Source organism: Pseudomonas sp. Colony2, from assembly GCF_019382755.1.
Taxonomy (GTDB): Bacteria; Pseudomonadota; Gammaproteobacteria; order Pseudomonadales; family Pseudomonadaceae; genus Aquipseudomonas.
The window spans coordinates 4,463,298-4,480,300 of sequence record NZ_CP080030.1 but is presented as its reverse complement, the minus strand read 5'-3'; the positions used below and the strand labels follow the sequence as shown (position 1 = coordinate 4,480,300).

Annotated in this window: 24 protein-coding genes; 17 read left to right on the top strand and 7 right to left on the bottom strand. The window is 60.8% G+C overall.

Features of this window, described 5'->3' with window-relative positions; translation table 11 throughout:
* Nucleotides 1–90: 90 nt before the first annotated feature.
* Entirely contained in the window at nucleotides 91–729 is a 639-nt protein-coding gene (locus JV201_RS17825) for a hypothetical protein (protein ID WP_003219694.1), read from the top strand.
* A gap of 62 nt (nucleotides 730–791) precedes the next feature.
* On the opposite strand, the gene JV201_RS17820 is transcribed toward JV201_RS17825, so the two are convergent.
* Nucleotides 792–1,337, bottom strand: coding sequence for a hypothetical protein (locus tag JV201_RS17820; protein WP_003219695.1), 546 nt, complete (start codon nucleotides 1,335–1,337; stop codon nucleotides 792–794).
* 213 nt (nucleotides 1,338–1,550) lie between these two features.
* Here JV201_RS17820 and JV201_RS17815 point away from each other — a divergent pair, with 213 nt between their 5' ends.
* Complete coding sequence (locus tag JV201_RS17815; protein ID WP_174717799.1) at nucleotides 1,551–1,880, top strand: hypothetical protein; 330 nt, start codon at nucleotides 1,551–1,553, stop codon at nucleotides 1,878–1,880.
* 3 nt (nucleotides 1,881–1,883) lie between these two features.
* On the opposite strand, the gene JV201_RS17810 is transcribed toward JV201_RS17815, so the two are convergent.
* Complete coding sequence (locus JV201_RS17810; RefSeq protein ID WP_003219697.1) at nucleotides 1,884–2,435, bottom strand: DUF4262 domain-containing protein; 552 nt, start codon at nucleotides 2,433–2,435, stop codon at nucleotides 1,884–1,886.
* A 172-nt stretch (nucleotides 2,436–2,607) separates the two neighbouring features.
* On the opposite strand from JV201_RS17810, the gene JV201_RS17805 reads away from it, so the two are divergent.
* The 4 genes from JV201_RS17805 (at nucleotide 2,608) to JV201_RS17790 (ending at nucleotide 5,042) form a co-directional block, all read left to right on the top strand.
* The gene (locus JV201_RS17805) at nucleotides 2,608–3,303 is read left to right on the top strand and encodes a fumarylacetoacetate hydrolase family protein (RefSeq protein ID WP_219405818.1); all 696 of its coding nucleotides are present in this window, start codon (nucleotides 2,608–2,610) and stop codon (nucleotides 3,301–3,303) included.
* A gap of 36 nt (nucleotides 3,304–3,339) precedes the next feature.
* Complete coding sequence (locus JV201_RS17800) at nucleotides 3,340–4,239, top strand: AraC family transcriptional regulator (RefSeq protein WP_087693025.1); 900 nt, start codon at nucleotides 3,340–3,342, stop codon at nucleotides 4,237–4,239.
* A gap of 91 nt (nucleotides 4,240–4,330) precedes the next feature.
* Nucleotides 4,331–4,777 (top strand): GNAT family N-acetyltransferase, encoded by a 447-nt coding sequence (locus JV201_RS17795; RefSeq protein WP_219405817.1) that lies wholly within the window; start codon nucleotides 4,331–4,333, stop codon nucleotides 4,775–4,777.
* A 4-nt stretch (nucleotides 4,778–4,781) separates the two neighbouring features.
* A complete protein-coding gene (locus JV201_RS17790) occupies nucleotides 4,782–5,042 on the top strand; it encodes a hypothetical protein (protein WP_134326909.1) in 261 nt (86 codons plus the stop codon).
* 287 nt (nucleotides 5,043–5,329) lie between these two features.
* Here the strand turns inward: JV201_RS17790 and JV201_RS17785 are convergent, their stop codons facing one another.
* The gene (locus JV201_RS17785) at nucleotides 5,330–6,274 is read right to left on the bottom strand and encodes a sensor domain-containing diguanylate cyclase (RefSeq protein ID WP_134326908.1); all 945 of its coding nucleotides are present in this window, start codon (nucleotides 6,272–6,274) and stop codon (nucleotides 5,330–5,332) included.
* Between the two features lie 244 nt (nucleotides 6,275–6,518).
* On the opposite strand from JV201_RS17785, the gene JV201_RS17780 reads away from it, so the two are divergent.
* Nucleotides 6,519–6,767, top strand: a complete 249-nt coding sequence (locus JV201_RS17780) for a DUF1652 domain-containing protein (RefSeq protein WP_008435982.1) — start codon at nucleotides 6,519–6,521, stop codon at nucleotides 6,765–6,767.
* A gap of 4 nt (nucleotides 6,768–6,771) precedes the next feature.
* Here the strand turns inward: JV201_RS17780 and JV201_RS17775 are convergent, their stop codons facing one another.
* Nucleotides 6,772–6,915, bottom strand: a complete 144-nt coding sequence (locus JV201_RS17775) for a hypothetical protein (RefSeq protein WP_166742173.1) — start codon at nucleotides 6,913–6,915, stop codon at nucleotides 6,772–6,774.
* 270 nt (nucleotides 6,916–7,185) lie between these two features.
* On the opposite strand from JV201_RS17775, the gene JV201_RS17770 reads away from it, so the two are divergent.
* The 5 genes from JV201_RS17770 to JV201_RS17750 all read left to right on the top strand — a co-directional run bounded on the left by JV201_RS17770 (nucleotide 7,186) and on the right by JV201_RS17750 (nucleotide 9,483).
* The gene (locus JV201_RS17770) at nucleotides 7,186–7,506 is read left to right on the top strand and encodes a YXWGXW repeat-containing protein (protein ID WP_003219711.1); all 321 of its coding nucleotides are present in this window, start codon (nucleotides 7,186–7,188) and stop codon (nucleotides 7,504–7,506) included.
* 47 nt (nucleotides 7,507–7,553) lie between these two features.
* On the top strand, nucleotides 7,554–8,135 hold the full coding sequence (locus JV201_RS17765) for an RNA polymerase sigma factor (protein ID WP_008435980.1): 582 nt from the start codon (nucleotides 7,554–7,556) through the stop codon (nucleotides 8,133–8,135).
* On the top strand, nucleotides 8,132–8,563 hold the full coding sequence (locus tag JV201_RS17760; protein ID WP_003219715.1) for a hypothetical protein: 432 nt from the start codon (nucleotides 8,132–8,134) through the stop codon (nucleotides 8,561–8,563). Before JV201_RS17765 ends, JV201_RS17760 begins: the two co-directional genes overlap by 4 nt.
* Nucleotides 8,560–9,039 (top strand): periplasmic heavy metal sensor, encoded by a 480-nt coding sequence (locus JV201_RS17755; RefSeq protein ID WP_219405815.1) that lies wholly within the window; start codon nucleotides 8,560–8,562, stop codon nucleotides 9,037–9,039. The genes JV201_RS17760 and JV201_RS17755 overlap by 4 nt, the downstream gene beginning before the upstream one ends.
* A gap of 234 nt (nucleotides 9,040–9,273) precedes the next feature.
* The gene (locus JV201_RS17750) at nucleotides 9,274–9,483 is read left to right on the top strand and encodes a YXWGXW repeat-containing protein (protein WP_080673247.1); all 210 of its coding nucleotides are present in this window, start codon (nucleotides 9,274–9,276) and stop codon (nucleotides 9,481–9,483) included.
* Between the two features lie 72 nt (nucleotides 9,484–9,555).
* On the opposite strand, the gene JV201_RS17745 is transcribed toward JV201_RS17750, so the two are convergent.
* Nucleotides 9,556–10,497, bottom strand: coding sequence for a LysR substrate-binding domain-containing protein (locus JV201_RS17745; RefSeq protein ID WP_214498589.1), 942 nt, complete (start codon nucleotides 10,495–10,497; stop codon nucleotides 9,556–9,558).
* A 118-nt stretch (nucleotides 10,498–10,615) separates the two neighbouring features.
* Between JV201_RS17745 and JV201_RS17740 the strand changes: the two genes are divergently transcribed.
* The 3 genes from JV201_RS17740 to JV201_RS17730 are packed head-to-tail and all read left to right on the top strand — an operon-like array spanning nucleotide 10,616 to nucleotide 12,880.
* On the top strand, nucleotides 10,616–11,620 hold the full coding sequence (locus tag JV201_RS17740; RefSeq protein WP_219405814.1) for an aldo/keto reductase: 1,005 nt from the start codon (nucleotides 10,616–10,618) through the stop codon (nucleotides 11,618–11,620).
* A 16-nt stretch (nucleotides 11,621–11,636) separates the two neighbouring features.
* Nucleotides 11,637–12,434 (top strand): SDR family NAD(P)-dependent oxidoreductase, encoded by a 798-nt coding sequence (locus JV201_RS17735; RefSeq protein ID WP_003219722.1) that lies wholly within the window; start codon nucleotides 11,637–11,639, stop codon nucleotides 12,432–12,434.
* 29 nt (nucleotides 12,435–12,463) lie between these two features.
* Nucleotides 12,464–12,880 (top strand): SRPBCC family protein, encoded by a 417-nt coding sequence (locus tag JV201_RS17730; RefSeq protein WP_087694116.1) that lies wholly within the window; start codon nucleotides 12,464–12,466, stop codon nucleotides 12,878–12,880.
* Nucleotides 12,881–13,006: 126 nt separating this feature from the next.
* On the opposite strand, the gene JV201_RS17725 is transcribed toward JV201_RS17730, so the two are convergent.
* Complete coding sequence (locus tag JV201_RS17725; RefSeq protein WP_008435962.1) at nucleotides 13,007–14,404, bottom strand: cell wall metabolism sensor histidine kinase WalK; 1,398 nt, start codon at nucleotides 14,402–14,404, stop codon at nucleotides 13,007–13,009.
* Nucleotides 14,382–15,065, bottom strand: coding sequence for a response regulator transcription factor (locus tag JV201_RS17720; protein WP_003219726.1), 684 nt, complete (start codon nucleotides 15,063–15,065; stop codon nucleotides 14,382–14,384). Before JV201_RS17720 ends, JV201_RS17725 begins: the two co-directional genes overlap by 23 nt.
* 368 nt (nucleotides 15,066–15,433) lie before the next feature.
* Between JV201_RS17720 and JV201_RS17715 the strand changes: the two genes are divergently transcribed.
* Both JV201_RS17715 and JV201_RS17710 read left to right on the top strand, forming a co-directional pair.
* The gene (locus JV201_RS17715) at nucleotides 15,434–16,339 is read left to right on the top strand and encodes a hypothetical protein (RefSeq protein WP_003219728.1); all 906 of its coding nucleotides are present in this window, start codon (nucleotides 15,434–15,436) and stop codon (nucleotides 16,337–16,339) included.
* Nucleotides 16,340–16,636: 297 nt separating this feature from the next.
* Nucleotides 16,637–16,981, top strand: a complete 345-nt coding sequence (locus JV201_RS17710; RefSeq protein WP_003211193.1) for a hypothetical protein — start codon at nucleotides 16,637–16,639, stop codon at nucleotides 16,979–16,981.
* The last annotated feature ends 22 nt before the right edge of the window (nucleotides 16,982–17,003 follow it).

Here is a 17,003-nt window from a genome sequence, read left to right as displayed (position 1 = left end):
AGATGGCCTTTTAACATTCCCACCCACTCTTTATCATCCGCCCCCAGCAACTCCGGCCATGGAGACGCTCCATTCACTAAGGAAGTCGTAATGCACATTGGAAAAATGCTGGGGTTGGCCCTGATCACGTTGTCGATGGGCGGCTGCGCCAGCTTCACGAAAGACGAAGTAGCACCCGTCACGCTGCCGTCGAAGGCCAGCTACGCCAACAAACCGAACGTCTACGTAGACTTCAAGTTCTACCAGGGCGAGCCGACAAATGCCGCCGCGGCCGAAGTCCCACAAGCGCGTGAGATGCTCAAGCCACAGCTGCAGAAAGTCCTGACTGACTCCGGCCTGTTTGGTCGCGTGACCCTGGATGAATTCCAGAAGCAGCCAGGCGATTACAGCCTGCGCCTGAAGGTCTACAACCATCCACCGGGTGGCGGCCAACTGGTACTGGCCTTTATCAGCGGCTTTACCTTCACCATCATTCCGGCGCTGGGGACTGATCAGTACACCATGAAGCTGGAATCGGTGGACGCACAAGGCCAGGCACTGAGCACCGGCTCCAACCACGACTCGATCAATACCTGGATGGGCATCTGGTTCATCCCGTTGATGGCCAATACGCCGAAAGACGCGGTGACCGATACCTTCACCCGCCAGGTCAATGCCCTGCTCAAGCAAATGGTCGACGGTAATAACCTGAAGTATTCGGCGCTGGATGCCGGCGTGCCACGGGCGTGACACGTAACTGAACGTTTGAAACAGCTGCGAGGGCAGGGTGGCCGATCCTCGCAGCCCAGGCCTTACTTAAGCGCCTTGATGAACAACGGGTCGCTGTACAGCGACTTGAGCAAATCCCGCACCATCGGGTTGTAGGCGTTGGCGGCATTCGGGATCGCAATGAACCCGAAGAACGAACTGGGCCAGGTGTGATTCACTTCCTTGGTCGCGTCGTACACCACGTCATTGCCCTTGAGCAGGGTAAACCGCGCGGCCAGGGTGCCGTTGCCGGAGCCCATGCCTGCCGACAGCGAATTCTTCACCACCAGCACTTGCAGATGACGTTCTGCTTGCGGGTTCAGCAGGCCTGCCAGTTGCAGTTCCTGGGTGATCGCAGCCTGGATATGCGCCGGGATGCTGCCACTGGGCGAGCGGATCGGGTTGGCACGTACAGACAACGAGCCTTCGCCCGACGCGGCCGTCACCTGGGCATTGCTGACGGGTTGCAGCGGCGCTGCCTGCTTGAGGACCTGGACGTTATCGAAGTTCGGCTCGTATTGCGTCATGGTGACGCCGCAGCCTTGCAACAGCAGCGCGAGCAATGGGGTCAACAGTAGAAGCTTTTTCACGGCGTTTCCTTGCGTGAGTGTGGGAGAGCGCCGCGATTATCGTCAGGCAATGGGCCATCGGCAACCAATAGTGGCAAAATGCCTGAATGGCAACGCTGTTACTCGGTTCGGTTTCAGGTCGGAAAATTCACCGATAAGGCAATTTGCTGGCCCCTTTGTAACAAAATTCTCGCCAAAATCACTTTTATTTTCAGGTGGTTAGGCGGGATGCAAATGCGCAATGTGGGAATCATGCTGATCGCCTGTGCCGTGGCGGGTGGGGCGGTTTCGGTTGAGGCACGGGAGCTGCGGGACAACGACAAGTACATGTGCAGCTGGGGTGCAGGCACCGCCGCCCGGGCCCAGGAATTGAAGCTGTCGGGCGTCTCGCTGTACGCCGCGCGGCAGAAGCTGAAGACCTACCAGTTCAAGAAACCCTGGATGCACATGATGGCCATGGGCATCACCGAGCAGACCTACGACAGCCGTTCGCGGGTCAAGCCCGAAGTGATTCGCCAGAGTTTTTATCAGGACTGTTTGCGCTACAAGCTGGCGCGTAAATAACCCTTATTTATCCAGCAGCAATTGGAGCCTTGAGAACGACTGGTCGTAGTTGGGCTCCCACGGAAAGCGCCCTTGTTTGTCCGGCCAGACCATTTGCAACGCAGGGAAATCAGCTTTGATCGAGGCGTAGAACCAGCCGGCATAACCGAGGTACTCGCGGTAGTGCCTGCGGTCTACAGGAATGAAGGCGATGCGCATGCCTTCGGCAATATCGTCATAGGGCTTGTAGGTTTCATAGGCGGCTTTTGCACCGGCAAAGCGGATCGCGGCGATGTTCAGCAACTGCTGGGCAATCTGCGGGGGCAGCCCGAATACGATGATTTCCGGTTGGCCGAAGTTGGCGTAGAACCCCAGGGAGTAGGCGAACGAAGGCTCACCGTCTTCAGCCCGCACATGCACATGGTGCCAGCCGATCTTCTTGATATCCGCCAACACCTTCTCGTCATATTCCGAATCTGCCTTGGGCAACTGGAATCCCGGAAGCGGGGCCTTGGCTGAAGTGTTCATCGAGAACAATGAGGCGGCGAAGAGGGCGACGGCGCGAATGATGTTCATCAGAGTCCTTTCTGCGGGATCAGGGGTTGAAAGCGCGATGAGGCTAGCAGTGTTGGGTTCGCTTGGCAAAGTGACCGATGCACCGCCCAGTACAAAATCTGCGTAAGCCTGTCCAACTTCGCCCCGGAGCCCGTCCGCATACTGGCCCCAGGTAATCGAAGAGGCACATGCCATGACCCGCTACGTCATCACCCCCAACGAAACCCCGTCCCTCGCCATCCACGGCGACGACGCCCGCTTCCCGCTACGCCGGGTGTTCTGTGTCGGGCGCAACTACAGCGAACATGCCCGCGAAATGGGCCACGACCCCGACCGCGAGCCGCCGTTCTTTTTCATGAAGCCAGCTGATGCCGTGGTGCCCGCCGAGGGCGTGATCGCCTATCCGCCGCTGACCGCCGATCTGCACCATGAAGTCGAGTTGGTGGTGGCCATCGGCAAGGGCGGCGTGGACATCGCCCCGGAAGATGCGTTTGCGCATATCTGGGGTTACGGCTTGGGCATCGACCTGACCCGCCGCGACCTCCAGGCCCAGGCGAAAAAGCTGTCGCGGCCGTGGGAATGGGCCAAGGCCTTTGATGAGTCGGCACCTTGCACTCCGCTGCGGCCGGTGAGTGCCGTCGGCCACCCGGGCACTGGGCGAATCTGGCTCAAGGTGAATGGCGAGCAACGTCAAGTGGGCGATCTGGCAGACCAGATCTGGTCGGTCAGTGAGGTGATCAGCCACGCGTCCAAATCCGTGGCGCTGAAAGCCGGCGACTTGATCTTTACCGGCACCCCGGCGGGCGTCGGCGCCTTGCAACCGGGCGATGTGGTGACCGCCGGCATCGACGGCCTGGCCGAGCTGAGCTTCACCCTCGGCCAGGTTTGACGCTACAGTGGTGCCCAGGCCCCCCGAGAAACGCGTATGCCCGGCACCCGCATCACCACCTATGGCATGGAACAACGCAGCGACCGCTCCGACTTCTACATCCGCGACAAGCGGGGCAGGGCGGCGCTGACCAGTCCCCATCGCCACGAATATTTCCAGATCCAGATCAACCTGGGTGGCGACACCGTGCAGCACATCGGCGGTGCGGTGCGCCCGTTCCCGAAAAAGGCCCTGGCCTTTATCCTGCCCCATCGCCTGCACGTGATTCCCCATCCCGACGACGGCGACTTCATGCTGATCAATTTCAGCCAGGGTTTTTTCCTGCCGCAACTGACCTGCGATCCGCTGGACCTGGAAGACATCCCCATCGGCCAGGCGCCGGAGCTGTCGCCGTTCCGCTTCCAGGAGCAGTTGGACTTCATCCTCGACGACGCGGCCTTCGAAGAAGTCAAAACCTGGCTGGAACACATGCGCAGCCTGGACGCCCACCGCAGCTTCGGCGCCCGGGAGCGGCTCAAGGGTTACCTGTTCCAGTTGATCGGGCTGGTGTGCCAACAGTACGCCGAACCGCTCCAGGCGTTCGCCGCCAACAACGCCACCCGGCGTGGGCGCAAGGATGCCCTGGCCCGGGTGCAAGGCTACATCCGCGAGCATTTGCACGAGCCGTCGCTGAACCTGACGGATGCCGCCGCGGCGGCGTTCCTGTCGCCCAACTACCTGACCCACCTGTTGCGCAAGGAAACCGGCAAACCCTTCTCCCAGTTGGTGCTCGACCGGCGCATGCAACTGGCGCGCACGCTGCTGCTCAACAGCCCGCAGATGATCGGCGCGATTGCGCACCGCTGCGGGTTTACCGACGAGGCGTATTTTTCCCGGTGTTTCCGCAAGGCCCACGGGCTGGCGCCGGGGCAGTTCAGGCGCCGTGAGCAGGATTAACGCGCAATCCGGCTGACTGTTTTACAAATACACCACAACCGATGTGTTTCAATTTACATACAATTGAGCGTCTCATCGGGAGGCGGTGCACATGGGTTCGGTTATACGGTTGGCAACTCCGGGCGATATCAATGCTATTTTCGACATTCGCACCGCCGTGGTGCAAAACCACTTAAGCCGCGAGCAGATGGCTGAGCTGGGCATTACCCCGCAAGTCGTCGCCGACAGCATGCGCGAGGCGCCGTGCGTATGGCTTGCCGAACTGGACGGCAGGCCTGTCGCGTTTGCAATGGTTGATCTTACCGAAGGCGAGGTGTTCGCCCTGTTTGTATTGCCGTCTCACGAGAACCTTGGGTTGGGCCGCCAATTGATGGCAGTGGCCGAGGCCGCGCTGTTCGAGCACCACGACACGCTCTTCCTGATCACGGATGGGCGGGATCAGATCCGTGCCAACGGTTTTTACCAGCGGCTTGGCTGGGCAGTGGTCGACACGGCCGAGGGCGACGATGTTCGCTATCAGAAACACAAGGTGCAATGAGTGTATGAGTGAGCTGGAACCCCCTCAATCCAATGCCTTGCGCTATTTTGGCGTCGGCGTTCTATGTGTCGCGGTGTTGTTGGGGACTTATTTCGTTCGGCTCAATGCCCAGGTCGACCGGCAGCGGGAAGAGGCGGCGGAGCGCCTGGCGTTATGCCGTCAGGCGGCGAGTGTTTCGCGCGCCACGCCCCAGGACGAACTTGTATTGGTGGATCCGTGCAAACACCTGTATCAGCACGACTTGAAGAAGCCCACGCACTTTTAATCAATAACCTTATTTTTATCGAGGAATTAAACAGCGAAGTTTGTTTAACGATGCGCTGTTATTGCACCAAAAAGTGGCATTTCCAATAATCGGATCCATTAAAAAAGTGTGGTTATTGAATGACTTAGCGCTGTTTTAATCCGACGAAAGGTTGAAAATTATCTTGTTACAAGTTTTCCCGCTGGGTAATATAGCCGGGCGTTCACCTCCCACGGTTTATGCATTTTTAAATCCCAAGTTTCCATCAGCTACTTGGGATTTTTTTTGTCCGCGATTTGGCTTTTGTGTCAATCCGCCACGTTGGCAAACTCTGCACGCATCCGGCCATTGCGCTTGGCCTGGTACAGCAACTTGTCGACGGCTTCGACAAAGGCAAGCGCCGCGCTGCCCGGCGTTACCGTGCAAGTGCCTACGCCCAGGCTCAGTGTCAGCAGGTCCGACACCGCCGAGTGCTCATGCGCGATCTGCTGCTGGCGGATCAAGTGCAGGCAGCGTTCGGCCACGCGCCGTGCCGACTCGGCATCGGTTTCCGGCAGCAACCACACAAACTCCTCGCCGCCGATGCGCGCAATGAAGTCCCGTGGCCGGTTGGCCGCCTGCGACAGCGTGCGTGCCACCTGGCGCAGGCATTCGTCGCCCTTGATATGCCCGTAGAGGTCGTTGTACTGCTTGAAATAGTCGATATCCAACAGGATCAACGACAGCGGCAATTGGCTGCGCTGGGCGCTGGTCCATTCCCGCGCCAGCACGGTGTCGAACATGCGCCGGTTGGCGATGCCGGTGAGGCCGTCCTGAAACGAATACTCCTCCAGCTGTTTTTGCAGGCGAATCAGATGTTCTTCGGTCTTCTTGCGCTCGCTGATGTCGAACATGAAGCCGATCAGCGCCTGCACCTCGCCGTCCTTGCGCTCCACGTGCACCACGTCGCGAATCCACACGTACTCGCCGCTGGCGGTCAGCGCCCGGTAATCGGCTTCGTGGTCGACCCCGGCGCGGGACTGCGAGACGCAGAAGTTGACTACGTATTCGCGGTCGTCCGGGTGCATGCGTTCCACCCAGTCGTCCACGGTGGCCCAGCTCTGTGGCGTCCAGCCCAGCAGCGCCTCGATCTGCGGGCCGATGTAGCTGAAAGTCATGGTTGCCCAGTCGATACGCCAGGGAATGGCCTTGGTCGATTCCAGCAACGTCTTGTACACAGCACTGTCGGGTTCGATCAAAGGTTCGATGCTCATGCGGAGTGCTCTCGGTGTCGGAAAAAAACCCGAGCATCTGGCCATCATCGCCAGGAAGCAAGCCCTTCGCGCGGCATCGGATAAGAGGGTGTCGGTGTGGTTTTTTTGGCGTCAGCCGGCCAGCGGTTTTGGCCGAAATGCGCACCAAGTATCACTTTTGCATTAATTCCCGGGCAGTTTGAAAAAGCTCATCTACCCTAGACGGATCACGTCCTCCGAGCCCCGTACAGGGAAGGGTGCCCGCATGATTTCGATCGCCGAGTTTCGCCACATCATGGAGTCGGGCTTCCTGCCCCTCGCCTGTGACTGCTCATTGAACAGCGACGGTTCGCTGCGCATCAACATCTTCGACCCGGCCTCCGGGCGCGTCGACCTGCTGCTGCCCCGTGTGTCGCCCCAGGGTCTGGACAGCATCCGTTCCATCTCAAACCTGATTGGCGAACTGCGCACCGAGATCAAGGCCGGGCGCAGGGGTTTTGCAGCGGTCAGTTAGCGGATCAGGAGATCGCTTGTGCCGTCGGGGTAGTCACTACCCCGTAACCGCGCCAGCAGCAATGCTCGCGGTGCCCCGGCAGGAACACGCAGCCGCCAAGGTTCATGAGCAGGACGGCGGCAACCAGCAGTGAAATTCGACGAGACATGGTGATTTCCTCAAGGTGATGGGCGTCGCCAACCAACAGAACGCGCCTGTCGATTACCAACGGTTAACCCTTGAACGCGGCAATATGGATAAATCCGTCGCGACCTTTCAACAATTTCATCAACTCCCCGCAAACCCTGGGCAATACTGGCCCTGCCTGCCGTCCTGAGCGGTCGCGATAAAAAGTTCTTTTTGTTGCGACGGATTTTCGGACACCTGCCGTTCAACCCTACAACTGCGATCACTGGCGATCGCCGATGAAGGAGTTGTCATGAGACTTGCACGACCGCTGGCCAAATTACGTTATGCCCTGTTGATCCCGCTGGCACTGGCCGCCCTGGTCAGCACGCCGACGTTTGCCCAGACCGAAGTGATCATCCGCGAAGCGCCACCGCCGATGCGCGTCGAGGCCGTTCCCGTCGAACGCCCTGGCTATGTGTGGGATCGCGGGCACTGGCGCTACGAAGGGCGCGGTTATGCCTGGGTACCGGGCCACTGGCAGCCGGTGATGCGCAACGCCCGTTGGGAACCTGGCCACTGGGAATCGCGCGGCCCCAACTGGTACTGGAGAGAAGGGCACTGGATCCGCTGAGCATTCCGTCAACCTGACCCTTAGCCACCGGACCGAGACTTGCCCTATTGAAAGACACTGATCCGGACGTTGAGCTGTTGGCCCGCATCGGTAACAACGAACCGGCGGCCATCAACGAAATGGTGACGCGCAAACTGCCGCGTTTGCTCGCGCTCGCCAGTCGGATCCTCGGGGATGCCGACGAGGCCAGGGACGTGGCCCAGGAAAGCTTTCTGCGTATCTGGCGCCAGGCTGCAAGCTGGCGCAGTGGCGAAGCGCGTTTCGACACCTGGCTGCACCGCGTGGCACTCAACCTGTGCCACGACCATTTGCGTCGGCGCAAGGAGCGCCCGTTGCGCGATGAGGAGGCGATGAGCGAGGTGGTCGACACAGCGCCTGCGCCCGATGAACAGCTGGAAGCGGCCGCCCGCAGTGAGCGCATGGCGGCGGCGTTGGCGTCGCTGCCTGATCGCCAGCGTGAAGCGATTGTGTTGCAGTATTACCAAGAGCTGTCGAATATCGACGCCGCGGCGCTGATGAACATCAGCGTCGAGGCACTGGAGAGCTTGCTGTCACGGGCCCGGCGCAACCTGCGCAGTTACCTTGACGACACACCCGGGCCCGCCCGCCCAGGAAGGGGAAAACCATGACGCCTGAACGATTTGCCCAATTGGCCGAGGCTTACGGCGGCCACTTGCACCGTTGGCCGCGCGCCGAACAGGCCGAGGCCCAGGCCCTGCTGGATGCAGGCGATGCCAGCCTCCTTGAGGTGCTGCATCAGGCGCGATGGCTCGACGGCCAGCTGGACGGCTATCAACTGGCACCCGTCGACCCGGCGCTGGCGCGGCAGATTCGCCAATCGTTTCCCCAGCGCCAGTCCTTCTGGGCGCGCTACGCCGGCTGGCTGTCGCCGGCCGGTTTTGTTGGCGTGGGCATCGCCGGGGTCGCCGCCGGAATCCTGGTGGCGTCGTTGAGCGTGCCGTTGCCCATGCTTGGCCCTGAAGTATTGCCGAGTGTCTTCGACCAGGGCGACGCCGAAGTCGTCTTCACCGTCAACGCCGAGGAAAGCGAGCAATGACCCCGTCACCCAAGTACCTGAAGCCGCTGCTGGTTGTGTCGGTGTTGTTCAACGTGTTTTTGATCGGCGGTGTCGGCGGTGGCTTGTACCATTGGTTGGCGAACACCAAGCCCGCCGAGGCGGTGGTTAACCAGCATGGCCTGCGCCAGGCGATGGTCAAGCTGCCGCCGGAACGGCGCAAGGAACTGCGCCAGTTGTTGCGCCAGAACCGCGCCGACAGCCAACCGCTGGTGCTGGCCGGGCGTGAGGCGCGGCTGGACGTGATCAAGCAACTGGAGGCGCCCACCCTGGACCGTGCGGCGTTGGTGACGGATTTGGGCAAGGCCCGGGAGGCGGACATGGCGCTTAGGGCGCTGGTGGACAACACCCTGGCGCAGTTCGCCAGCACCTTGCCCCGGGATGAGCGCCAGCGGTTGGTGGAGGCGTTGTATATGAAGGGGCAGGCGAAGGGCAAGGTCGCCAAGAGCGACGGATGATCGTTCCCRCGCTCTGCGTGGGAATGCCGCCCCGGACGCTCTGCGTCCARYKGGCGATGCAAGGYTCAAGTCTTGCGYASKGGTGACGCGGAGCGTCACGGGATGCRTTCCCACGCAGAGCGTGGGAACGAGCATTAATAACCGAGACGGGCGACGGATTTTCCCGGGTGGCGGCGTTTAACCCGGGTAGGCCCGCCACTCAGGCGAAGGCCAATCTCATTGGGGAACCGTGCCATGTCCCGCCTATTCAAAGCTACGCTGGCCGCCACGTTGATGGCGGCTGCGTTGTCCGGTTGTATTGTCGAGCCTGTTCATCCGCGGCGTCCGCCGCCTTTGGTCGAGGTGGTGCCGGTGGCGCCGGCGCCAGGGTATCAGTGGGTGCGGGGGCACTATCGCTGGGGGAACGGGCAGTGGTTATGGGTGCCGGGGCATTGGCGGTACTGATCCACCACACGTTCAACTGCGACACCGAAACCCTGTGGGAGCTGGCTTGCCTGCGATGGCATCACCGCGGTCTTATTGACAGACCGAGGTGCCTGCATCGCGGGTAAGCCCGGCTCCCACAGGTGATAGGGGCTCTGTCAGGACTTTCCTGAACGTCTCCACCAGCGGCCGCAAGTTGATCCGATGCCACGCCGCCCACAGCGGCGTGGTGTAGGTCAGCCACGGCAGTTCTCGCAGCACAACGCCCGGCGGTGCATTGCGGCTCAAGCCCTTTTGCACCATCGCGACACCTAGCCCCGACGCCACCAACCCCAACGCGGTAAACGGCTCGCTGGCTTCCATCGGAATCTGCGGGGTAAACCCTGCCCGAATGCACGCCGCAACAAAGTCATCCGCCGGGTTTGCACCCGCTTTGCGCTGCACGCCAATCCATTGCTGCTCGGCCAGATGCTCAGGCAGCAACTCGCTGACGCTGGCCAGCGGATGCTGCTCGGGCAGCGCCAGCAGCATCGGATCGTCCAGCACTTGCAATGCCATCAGGTCCGGGTCATCCGCCGCCGGTGGTTCACCCACCAGAGCGATATCCAGGCTGCGTTGGCGCAGGCCTTCCAGTTGCTCGATGGAGGGCAGGTTGTACAGGGCGATATGCACGTTGGGCCGCGCGTCACGCAGTACCTTCAGGGCGTTGGGCAGCACCCCCGCGTGCATGGCGTTTTCGATGTAGCCGATGCACAGTCCGCCTTCTTCGCCTTTGCCCAATCGCCGGCCCAATGACTCCAGGCGGTTGGCGTGGGTCAGCAGCGCCTTGGTTTCGGCGAGGAACGTCTGGCCGTCGCGGGTCAGGCGGATGCGCTGTTGGCTGCGCTCGAACAGGGTCAGGCCCAGGCGCTCTTCCAATTGGGCAATCTGCCGGCTCAGGGGCGATTGGGAGATGTGCAACCGTTCGGCAGCACGCCCCACGTGTTCTTCTTCAGCGACTACAACGAAGTAGCGCAATTGGCGGAAGTCGATCATGTCAGACCTTAAGGGACTCAAGTTGGTCGCAGTATGTCTTGGACGGTCCGATCTCTGCAATCTACGATCTGCTCAACGGTCAACACAGCGACCTTGAACAATCTTGAGGATTTACCCCATGAGCTTGAAAGACAAACTGCCCGGCGTGCTGGGTTTTGGCACCGCCCCCTTGGGCAACATGTTCCGTGCGATTCCTGAAGAGGAGGCGCAAGCCACCGTTGAAGCAGCCTGGAACCAGGGCGTGCGTTACTTCGACACCGCCCCGTTCTACGGCTCGGGCCTCTCGGAAATTCGCCTGGGCCAGGCCCTGTCCAAGTACAACCGTGACGACTATGTGCTCAGCACCAAGGTCGGCCGGGTGATCCTGGATGAAGTGGAAGAAAGCGCCCGCGACCTCGGCGAGAAAAGCGGCGTGTTTGAACATGGCCGGCCGAACAAGATGGTCAACGACTACAGCGCCGATGCCACCCTGCGCTCCATCGAAGACAGCCTCAACCGCCTGCAAACCGACCGCCTCGACATCGTGTGGATTCACGATATCGCCCAGGACTTCTACGGTGATCAATGGCTGGACTACTTCAATCAGGCGCGCACCGGTGCTTTCAAAGTACTGACCCGCCTGCGTGAAGAAGGCGTGATCAAGGCCTGGGGCCTGGGCGTCAATCGGGTCGAGCCTTGCGAGTTGACCCTGGACCTGGCCGAAGCCCAGCTCGACGGTTTCCTGCTTGCCGGTCGCTACACCTTGCTCGACCATGAACGCGCCTTGCAGCGCTTGATGGATGCAGCCCAGGCGCAGAACGTCGAGATCGTGGTCGGTGGCCCTTACAGCTCCGGGATCCTGGCGGGCGGCGCACATTTTGAGTACCAGAAAGCCAGCCCGGCGATCATCAGCAAGGTCGAGCAGATCAAGGCGATTGCCGCGGCCCATGGCGTGAGTGTGAAAGCCGCTGCACTGCAATTCTCCCTGGCTCACCCGGCAGTGGCCGCAGTGATTCCGGGTGCCAGTCGTCCGGGGCGCATTGCTGAAGACGTCGCGGCGTTGTCAGAGAAGATTCCCGCAGCCTTTTGGCAGGCCCTGCGCGAGGCACGATTGATTTCGGCCCGTGCACCGTTGCCGCTCTAACCACAGGAACGCGAACATGAAAATTGATATCAGTGGCAAAGTCGCAATCGTCAGTGGCAGCACCGCCGGCATAGGCCTGGGCATCAGCCAGGCGCTGGCGCAATCCGGCGCTACGGTGGTGGTGATCGGGCGTGAATCGGGCAAGGTCGACGAGGCGCTGGCGACCATTCGCCAGGCCGTGCCCGGCGCGGATCTGCGTGGGCTGGTGGCGGACCTCGGTACGGCCGAGGGCGCTGAAAAGCTGTTCGCCGCCGAGCCGCGCGCCGACATCCTGGTGAACAACCTCGGGATCTTCAACGACGTCGATTTCTTTGACGCTCCCGACAGCGAGTGGACGCGTTTCTACGAGGTCAACGTGATCTCCGGTGTGCGTTTGTCGCGGCATTACACGCCGGGCATGGTCGAGCAGGGCTGGGGCCGGGTGATCTTTGTGTCGTCGGAATCCGGGGTGGCAACGCCGGCTGACATGATCAATTACGGCGTGACCAAAAGCGCCAACCTGGCGGTCTCCCATGGCTTGGCCAAACGCCTGGCGGGCACCGGGGTGACGGTCAATGCGATCCTGCCGGGGCCGACCTTTACCGATGGCCTGGAGCACATGCTCAAGGACGCCGTGGCCAAGTCCGGGCGCAGTGCGCGGGACGAGGCGGATGTGTTTGTGCGCAATGCGCGGCCGACGTCGATCATCCAGCGCGCAGCGAATGTGGATGAAGTGGCGAATCTGGTGGCGTACATTGCTTCACCGTTGTCCTCTGCCACCACCGGTGCCGCGTTGCGGGTCGACGGCGGTGTTGTCGACAGCATGGCGATCTGATTTTTCTTGAATGGTTTGGAGTGTTAATCGTGGCAAAAGCATCTGCTGTTATTGAAATCCCGGTTTCGGCCGAACAGGTTTGGCAATTGGTCGGCGGCTTCAATTCGCTGCCGGACTGGCTGCCCTTTATCGTCAAGAGCGAGCCGAGTGAAGGCGGGCGCGTGCGTCATCTGCAAACGGCGGATGGTGGTGTGGTGGTGGAACGGTTGCAACGCTTTGATGATGCAGCGCGTACCTACAGTTATTCGATCAGCGAGTCGCCGTTTCCGGTGAGTGAGTATCTGGCGACGTTGAAGGTTGAGGCGCTGGGTGACAGCTCCGCGAAGGTGACCTGGTCGGGCGTGTTTACTCCGGTGGCCGGTGTGACGGATGCGGCGGTGGAGGAGTTGTTTACCGGTGTCTACAGCGGCGGGCTGGATGCGTTGCGCGGTAATTTTCCGGGCTGAATGAAGATCAAATGTGGGAGCGGGCTTGCTCGCGAATGCGGTGGATCAGYSMCAGATGGGTTGACTGACACTMCGCWTTCGCGAGCAAGCCCGCTCCCACATTGGTTTTGTGGTGTTCTTCAGGCTTCAGGCTTCGGGCATCAGTTGTTGGCGGCATTCGAGGATCAGCTTCGCGCCGCCTCGTTCGCTGCTGCCGACTTCCAGCTTGAAACCGTGCAGGTTGATGATCGCGGCCACAATCGACAGCCCCAAGCCAAACCCGCCTTGTTGCTGATTGCCTTCGTCCACCCGGTAAAACCGCTGGAACACTGCCGCACGTTCAGCTGCGGGAATCCCGGGGCCGGAGTCGAGGACTTCAATGCGGGTGCTGCCGGCATCGTTCACGCCGCGCAAAATCACTTCGCCGCCCGGCGGGGTGAATTTGATCGAGTTGCTCAGCAGGTTGGCCAGGGCTTCGAACAGCAGCGCGCGGTCACCGGTGATCCAGGGCAATGAGTCCGGCACTTGCAGCAGCAGTTCCATCTCGCCTTCTTCTGCCAGGGGCAGGTAGAAGTCGTGGAGTTCCTGCAGCAAGGGCAGGGGATCAAGCACCAGGAAGCCCGAGCGGCGCTGGTGGTCTTCCAGTTCGGAAATCCGCAGCAGGCCTCGAAAACGCGCCATCAAGGTGTCGGTCTCGGCGATGGCCGCGTCCAGTTGCAGGGCGTGGGGCGCGTCTTCATCAGCCTGTTGCTGGATTCGGTACAGCTGCGCCCGCAGGCGTGTGAGCGGGGTGCGCAAGTCGTGGGCGATGTTGTCGCACACGCCCTTGACCTCGTTCATCAGCTTCTCGATACGGTCGAGCATCGCGTTGACGATGGCCGCCAGCATGTCCAGTTCGTCGCGTCGGTCGGACAATGGCAAACGGTGGGTCAGGTCGCCGGCCACGATGGCTTCGGCACTCGCCTGGATCCCGCGAATCCGCCGCAACGGGCGCCGCCTGAGCAGGTGCCAGCCGGCCGCGCCGGGAATGATCGTCAGGGTGATCCCCCACAGCAAGGCGTGCAGGATGATCCGCGTCACGCCGAACAGCGAGCCGTTGGCCCGCACCAGGATCAGCCAGCGGCCGTCTTCGGTGTGGGTGGCTACGGCGTCGCAGCTGTCGCGCGGCAGTTTCGGGTCGTCGGAGTCGATGCAGTTGGCCAGGGCGTGGATGTGCCCGTCCATTGGCAGGTCGGGCGGTATCACGCGGATCGGGCCGCTGATCGGGTTGAACTGATTGTCGAACAGGCCGTAGGCGTCAACGCCCTTCATGTCGAAGGTCATGCTGGTGGTCAGGGCTTCCACCAGCTCTTCGCCGTCAAACCGCTGGAACAGGTGCTGGCGCTGCATCAGGGAGTGGCGCGAGAGGTCGCCCAGGTAACCGGACACCTCGTAGTACAGCACGCCCATGAGGATGCAGCTCCAGGCCACGAACAACGAACTGTAGAGCGCCAGCAGCCGGCTGCTGGAAGAGCGCCAGCCTTTAGAGGGGTTCAGCAATGACATACCCGGAACCTCGTACCGTGCGGATCAGCGGCGTGAGGCCCGGCGGGTCGATTTTTTTGCGCAGGCGACCGATGTGCACGTCGATCAGGTTGGTGCCCGGGTCGAAGTGATAACCCCAGACTTCCTCGAAGATCATCATCCGCGAGAGGATTTGCCCGGTGTTGCGCATCAGGAATTCCAGCAGTTTGTATTCGGTCGGCAACAGGCTCAGGGGCTGTTCGGCACGGCTGGCTTCACGGCTGATCAGGTTCAGTTCCAGATCCGCCACGCGCAAGGCAGTTTCGAACTCCTTGACCGTGCTTTTGCGCCGCAGCAGCACTTCGACGCGGGCGGCCATTTCGTCGGAGGCGAACGGTTTGGTCAGGTAGTCATCACCACCGGCCCGCAGGCCGCGTACCCGTTCATCCACATCGGAGAGGGCGCTGATCATCAGGATCGGCGTGGATACGCCGATGGTGCGCAGGGTGGTGACGATGGCCAGGCCATCCAGTTCCGGGAGCATGCGGTCGAGGGTGATCAGGTCGTAATCACCGCTGACGGCACGGACCAGGCCTTCGCGGCCATTGTCTACCCAGTCTACGTCCAGTCCATGGCTACTCAGCTCGGCAACGATCTCGCGGGCCGTTACGGCGTCGTCCTCGATGGTCAAAATGCGGGTCATAAGGATTACCTGGTGAGCGATTCACACTGAAGTGCGGGCATTTTGCCAAGAAATGATAGCCCGCTTCCTAAATAAAAATTTATGTAGGCACAAACGACACAATTCACCATAACCCGCTGAATCTGAACGAACGCTGTGTGTGTAGGATTTTTTGCATGCCATGGGGGGCGTACGGGTTATTTCCTACGAGGAATGCAATACGCCCGCCGCTCCGGGCCATTTCTTGCAAGTTGCATGGTTCAAATTAGTTCAACTTAATTAAGTTGTTGAAATATATGAAGTTTTAATTTTCGAGCTTCTGGCACGTCGCCTGCACTGTCCCTTTTGAGACTTGTAACACTATTTTTCATGCCTGGAGCAAAACAACAATGATTACATCCTCATCCACGCTGCAAGAGTCGAGCACGCTCTCCGGGGTTTCCTGGGGCGCGATCTTTGCCGGGGCCGCTGCCGCGGCTGCGCTGTCCTTGATTCTGGTACTGCTGGGCTTCGGCCTGGGCTTTTCGGCGGTGTCGCCGTGGGCCGACAGTGGCATCAGCGCCAAAGGGCTTGGCATTTCTACCATTGTCTGGCTGGCGGTTACGCAAATCATCGCGTCGGGGATGGGCGGTTACATCGCCGGTCGCCTGCGGGTGAAATGGGCCAATATGCACGGCGATGAGGTGTACTTTCGCGACACCGCCCATGGCTTCCTGGCCTGGGCCGTGGCGACACTGGTGACGGCGGTGCTGATCGTCGGTTCGGTCAGCAGTGTGGTCAGCGGTGGTGTGAAGGCCGGTGCCAGTGTGGCCTCGGGTGCCGTCAGTGGCATGAGCCAGGTGGCTGGCGCTGCCTCCAAGGGCGAAGACTTTGGCTACTACGTTGACAGCCTGTTCCGTGATGATCGCCCGGCCGCCGTCAGTGATGACGCGGTGCATGGTGTGGTCGCTCGCATCTTCGCTCGTACCGTGAGCAACAATGGTCAGCTGGCACCTGAAGACCGTGCGTACCTTGCACAGTTGATCAGCCAGCGGACCAACCTCAGCCAGGCCGATGCCGAGGCGCGTGTTGACCAGGTCTATGGCCAGGCTCAAAAAGCCCTGGATGACGCCAAGTTGAAAGCCAAGCAGGCTGCCGACACGGCTGCAAAAGTGGCTGCCTACACGTCGCTGTGGACCTTCGTGGCGCTGTTGATCGGTGCGTTTTTTGCCAGCCTCGCTGCAACCTTTGGTGGTCGTCGCCGGGATGCCGTGGTGTATCTGGAAACCACTCCCCACACCACTTCCGTTCGTTAATTCAAGGAGAACGTCATGCGCTCATTACTGCTGTTTTTCCTCGGTGTGCCTATCCCGGTCATTATCCTGATCGCGATCTTCATGCACTGATCCTCAGGCTTGCTCGGTCCCCATGTGGGAGCGGGCTTGCTCGCGAAAACGGTGTATCAGTCTCATATGGATTGGCTGATACACCGTTTTCGCGAGCAAGCCCGCTCCCACATTTTGTTTTGTGTCGTTGCTGCATTCCGGGCGAAGGCGAAATCTCCGGATTTTGTTAATTGTTGCTTAACCGCCTTTTGGCTAAGCTCCCGTCCCATGAGCCGCTATCTGCGTTTTTTCCTGGTCCTGCTGTTGAGTCTTGCGCTTCCCCTGACCGGGATGGCGGGTGTGCCGTCGAGCACCGAGCCGTGCCCGATGCAGATGTCCGACATGCAGATGATGAGCGACATGGCCCCTGACTGTTGCCAGGACGGCGCAGCCGCCGATCACAGCAAAAGCTGCAAGCCCGGCCAGGAGTGCAAGACCGGCGGCATGCTGCAATTGTCGATGCCGGTGCTCAAGGCCCCGGTAACTGCCTCCAATGCGCTGGTCGTCAGCGTCTCTTCCGACTTCATTCCCGACCGCACGCCGTCCGGCGTCTGGCGCCCGCCCCGTAGCTGAATCCTGTTGCACCTGAAGACTC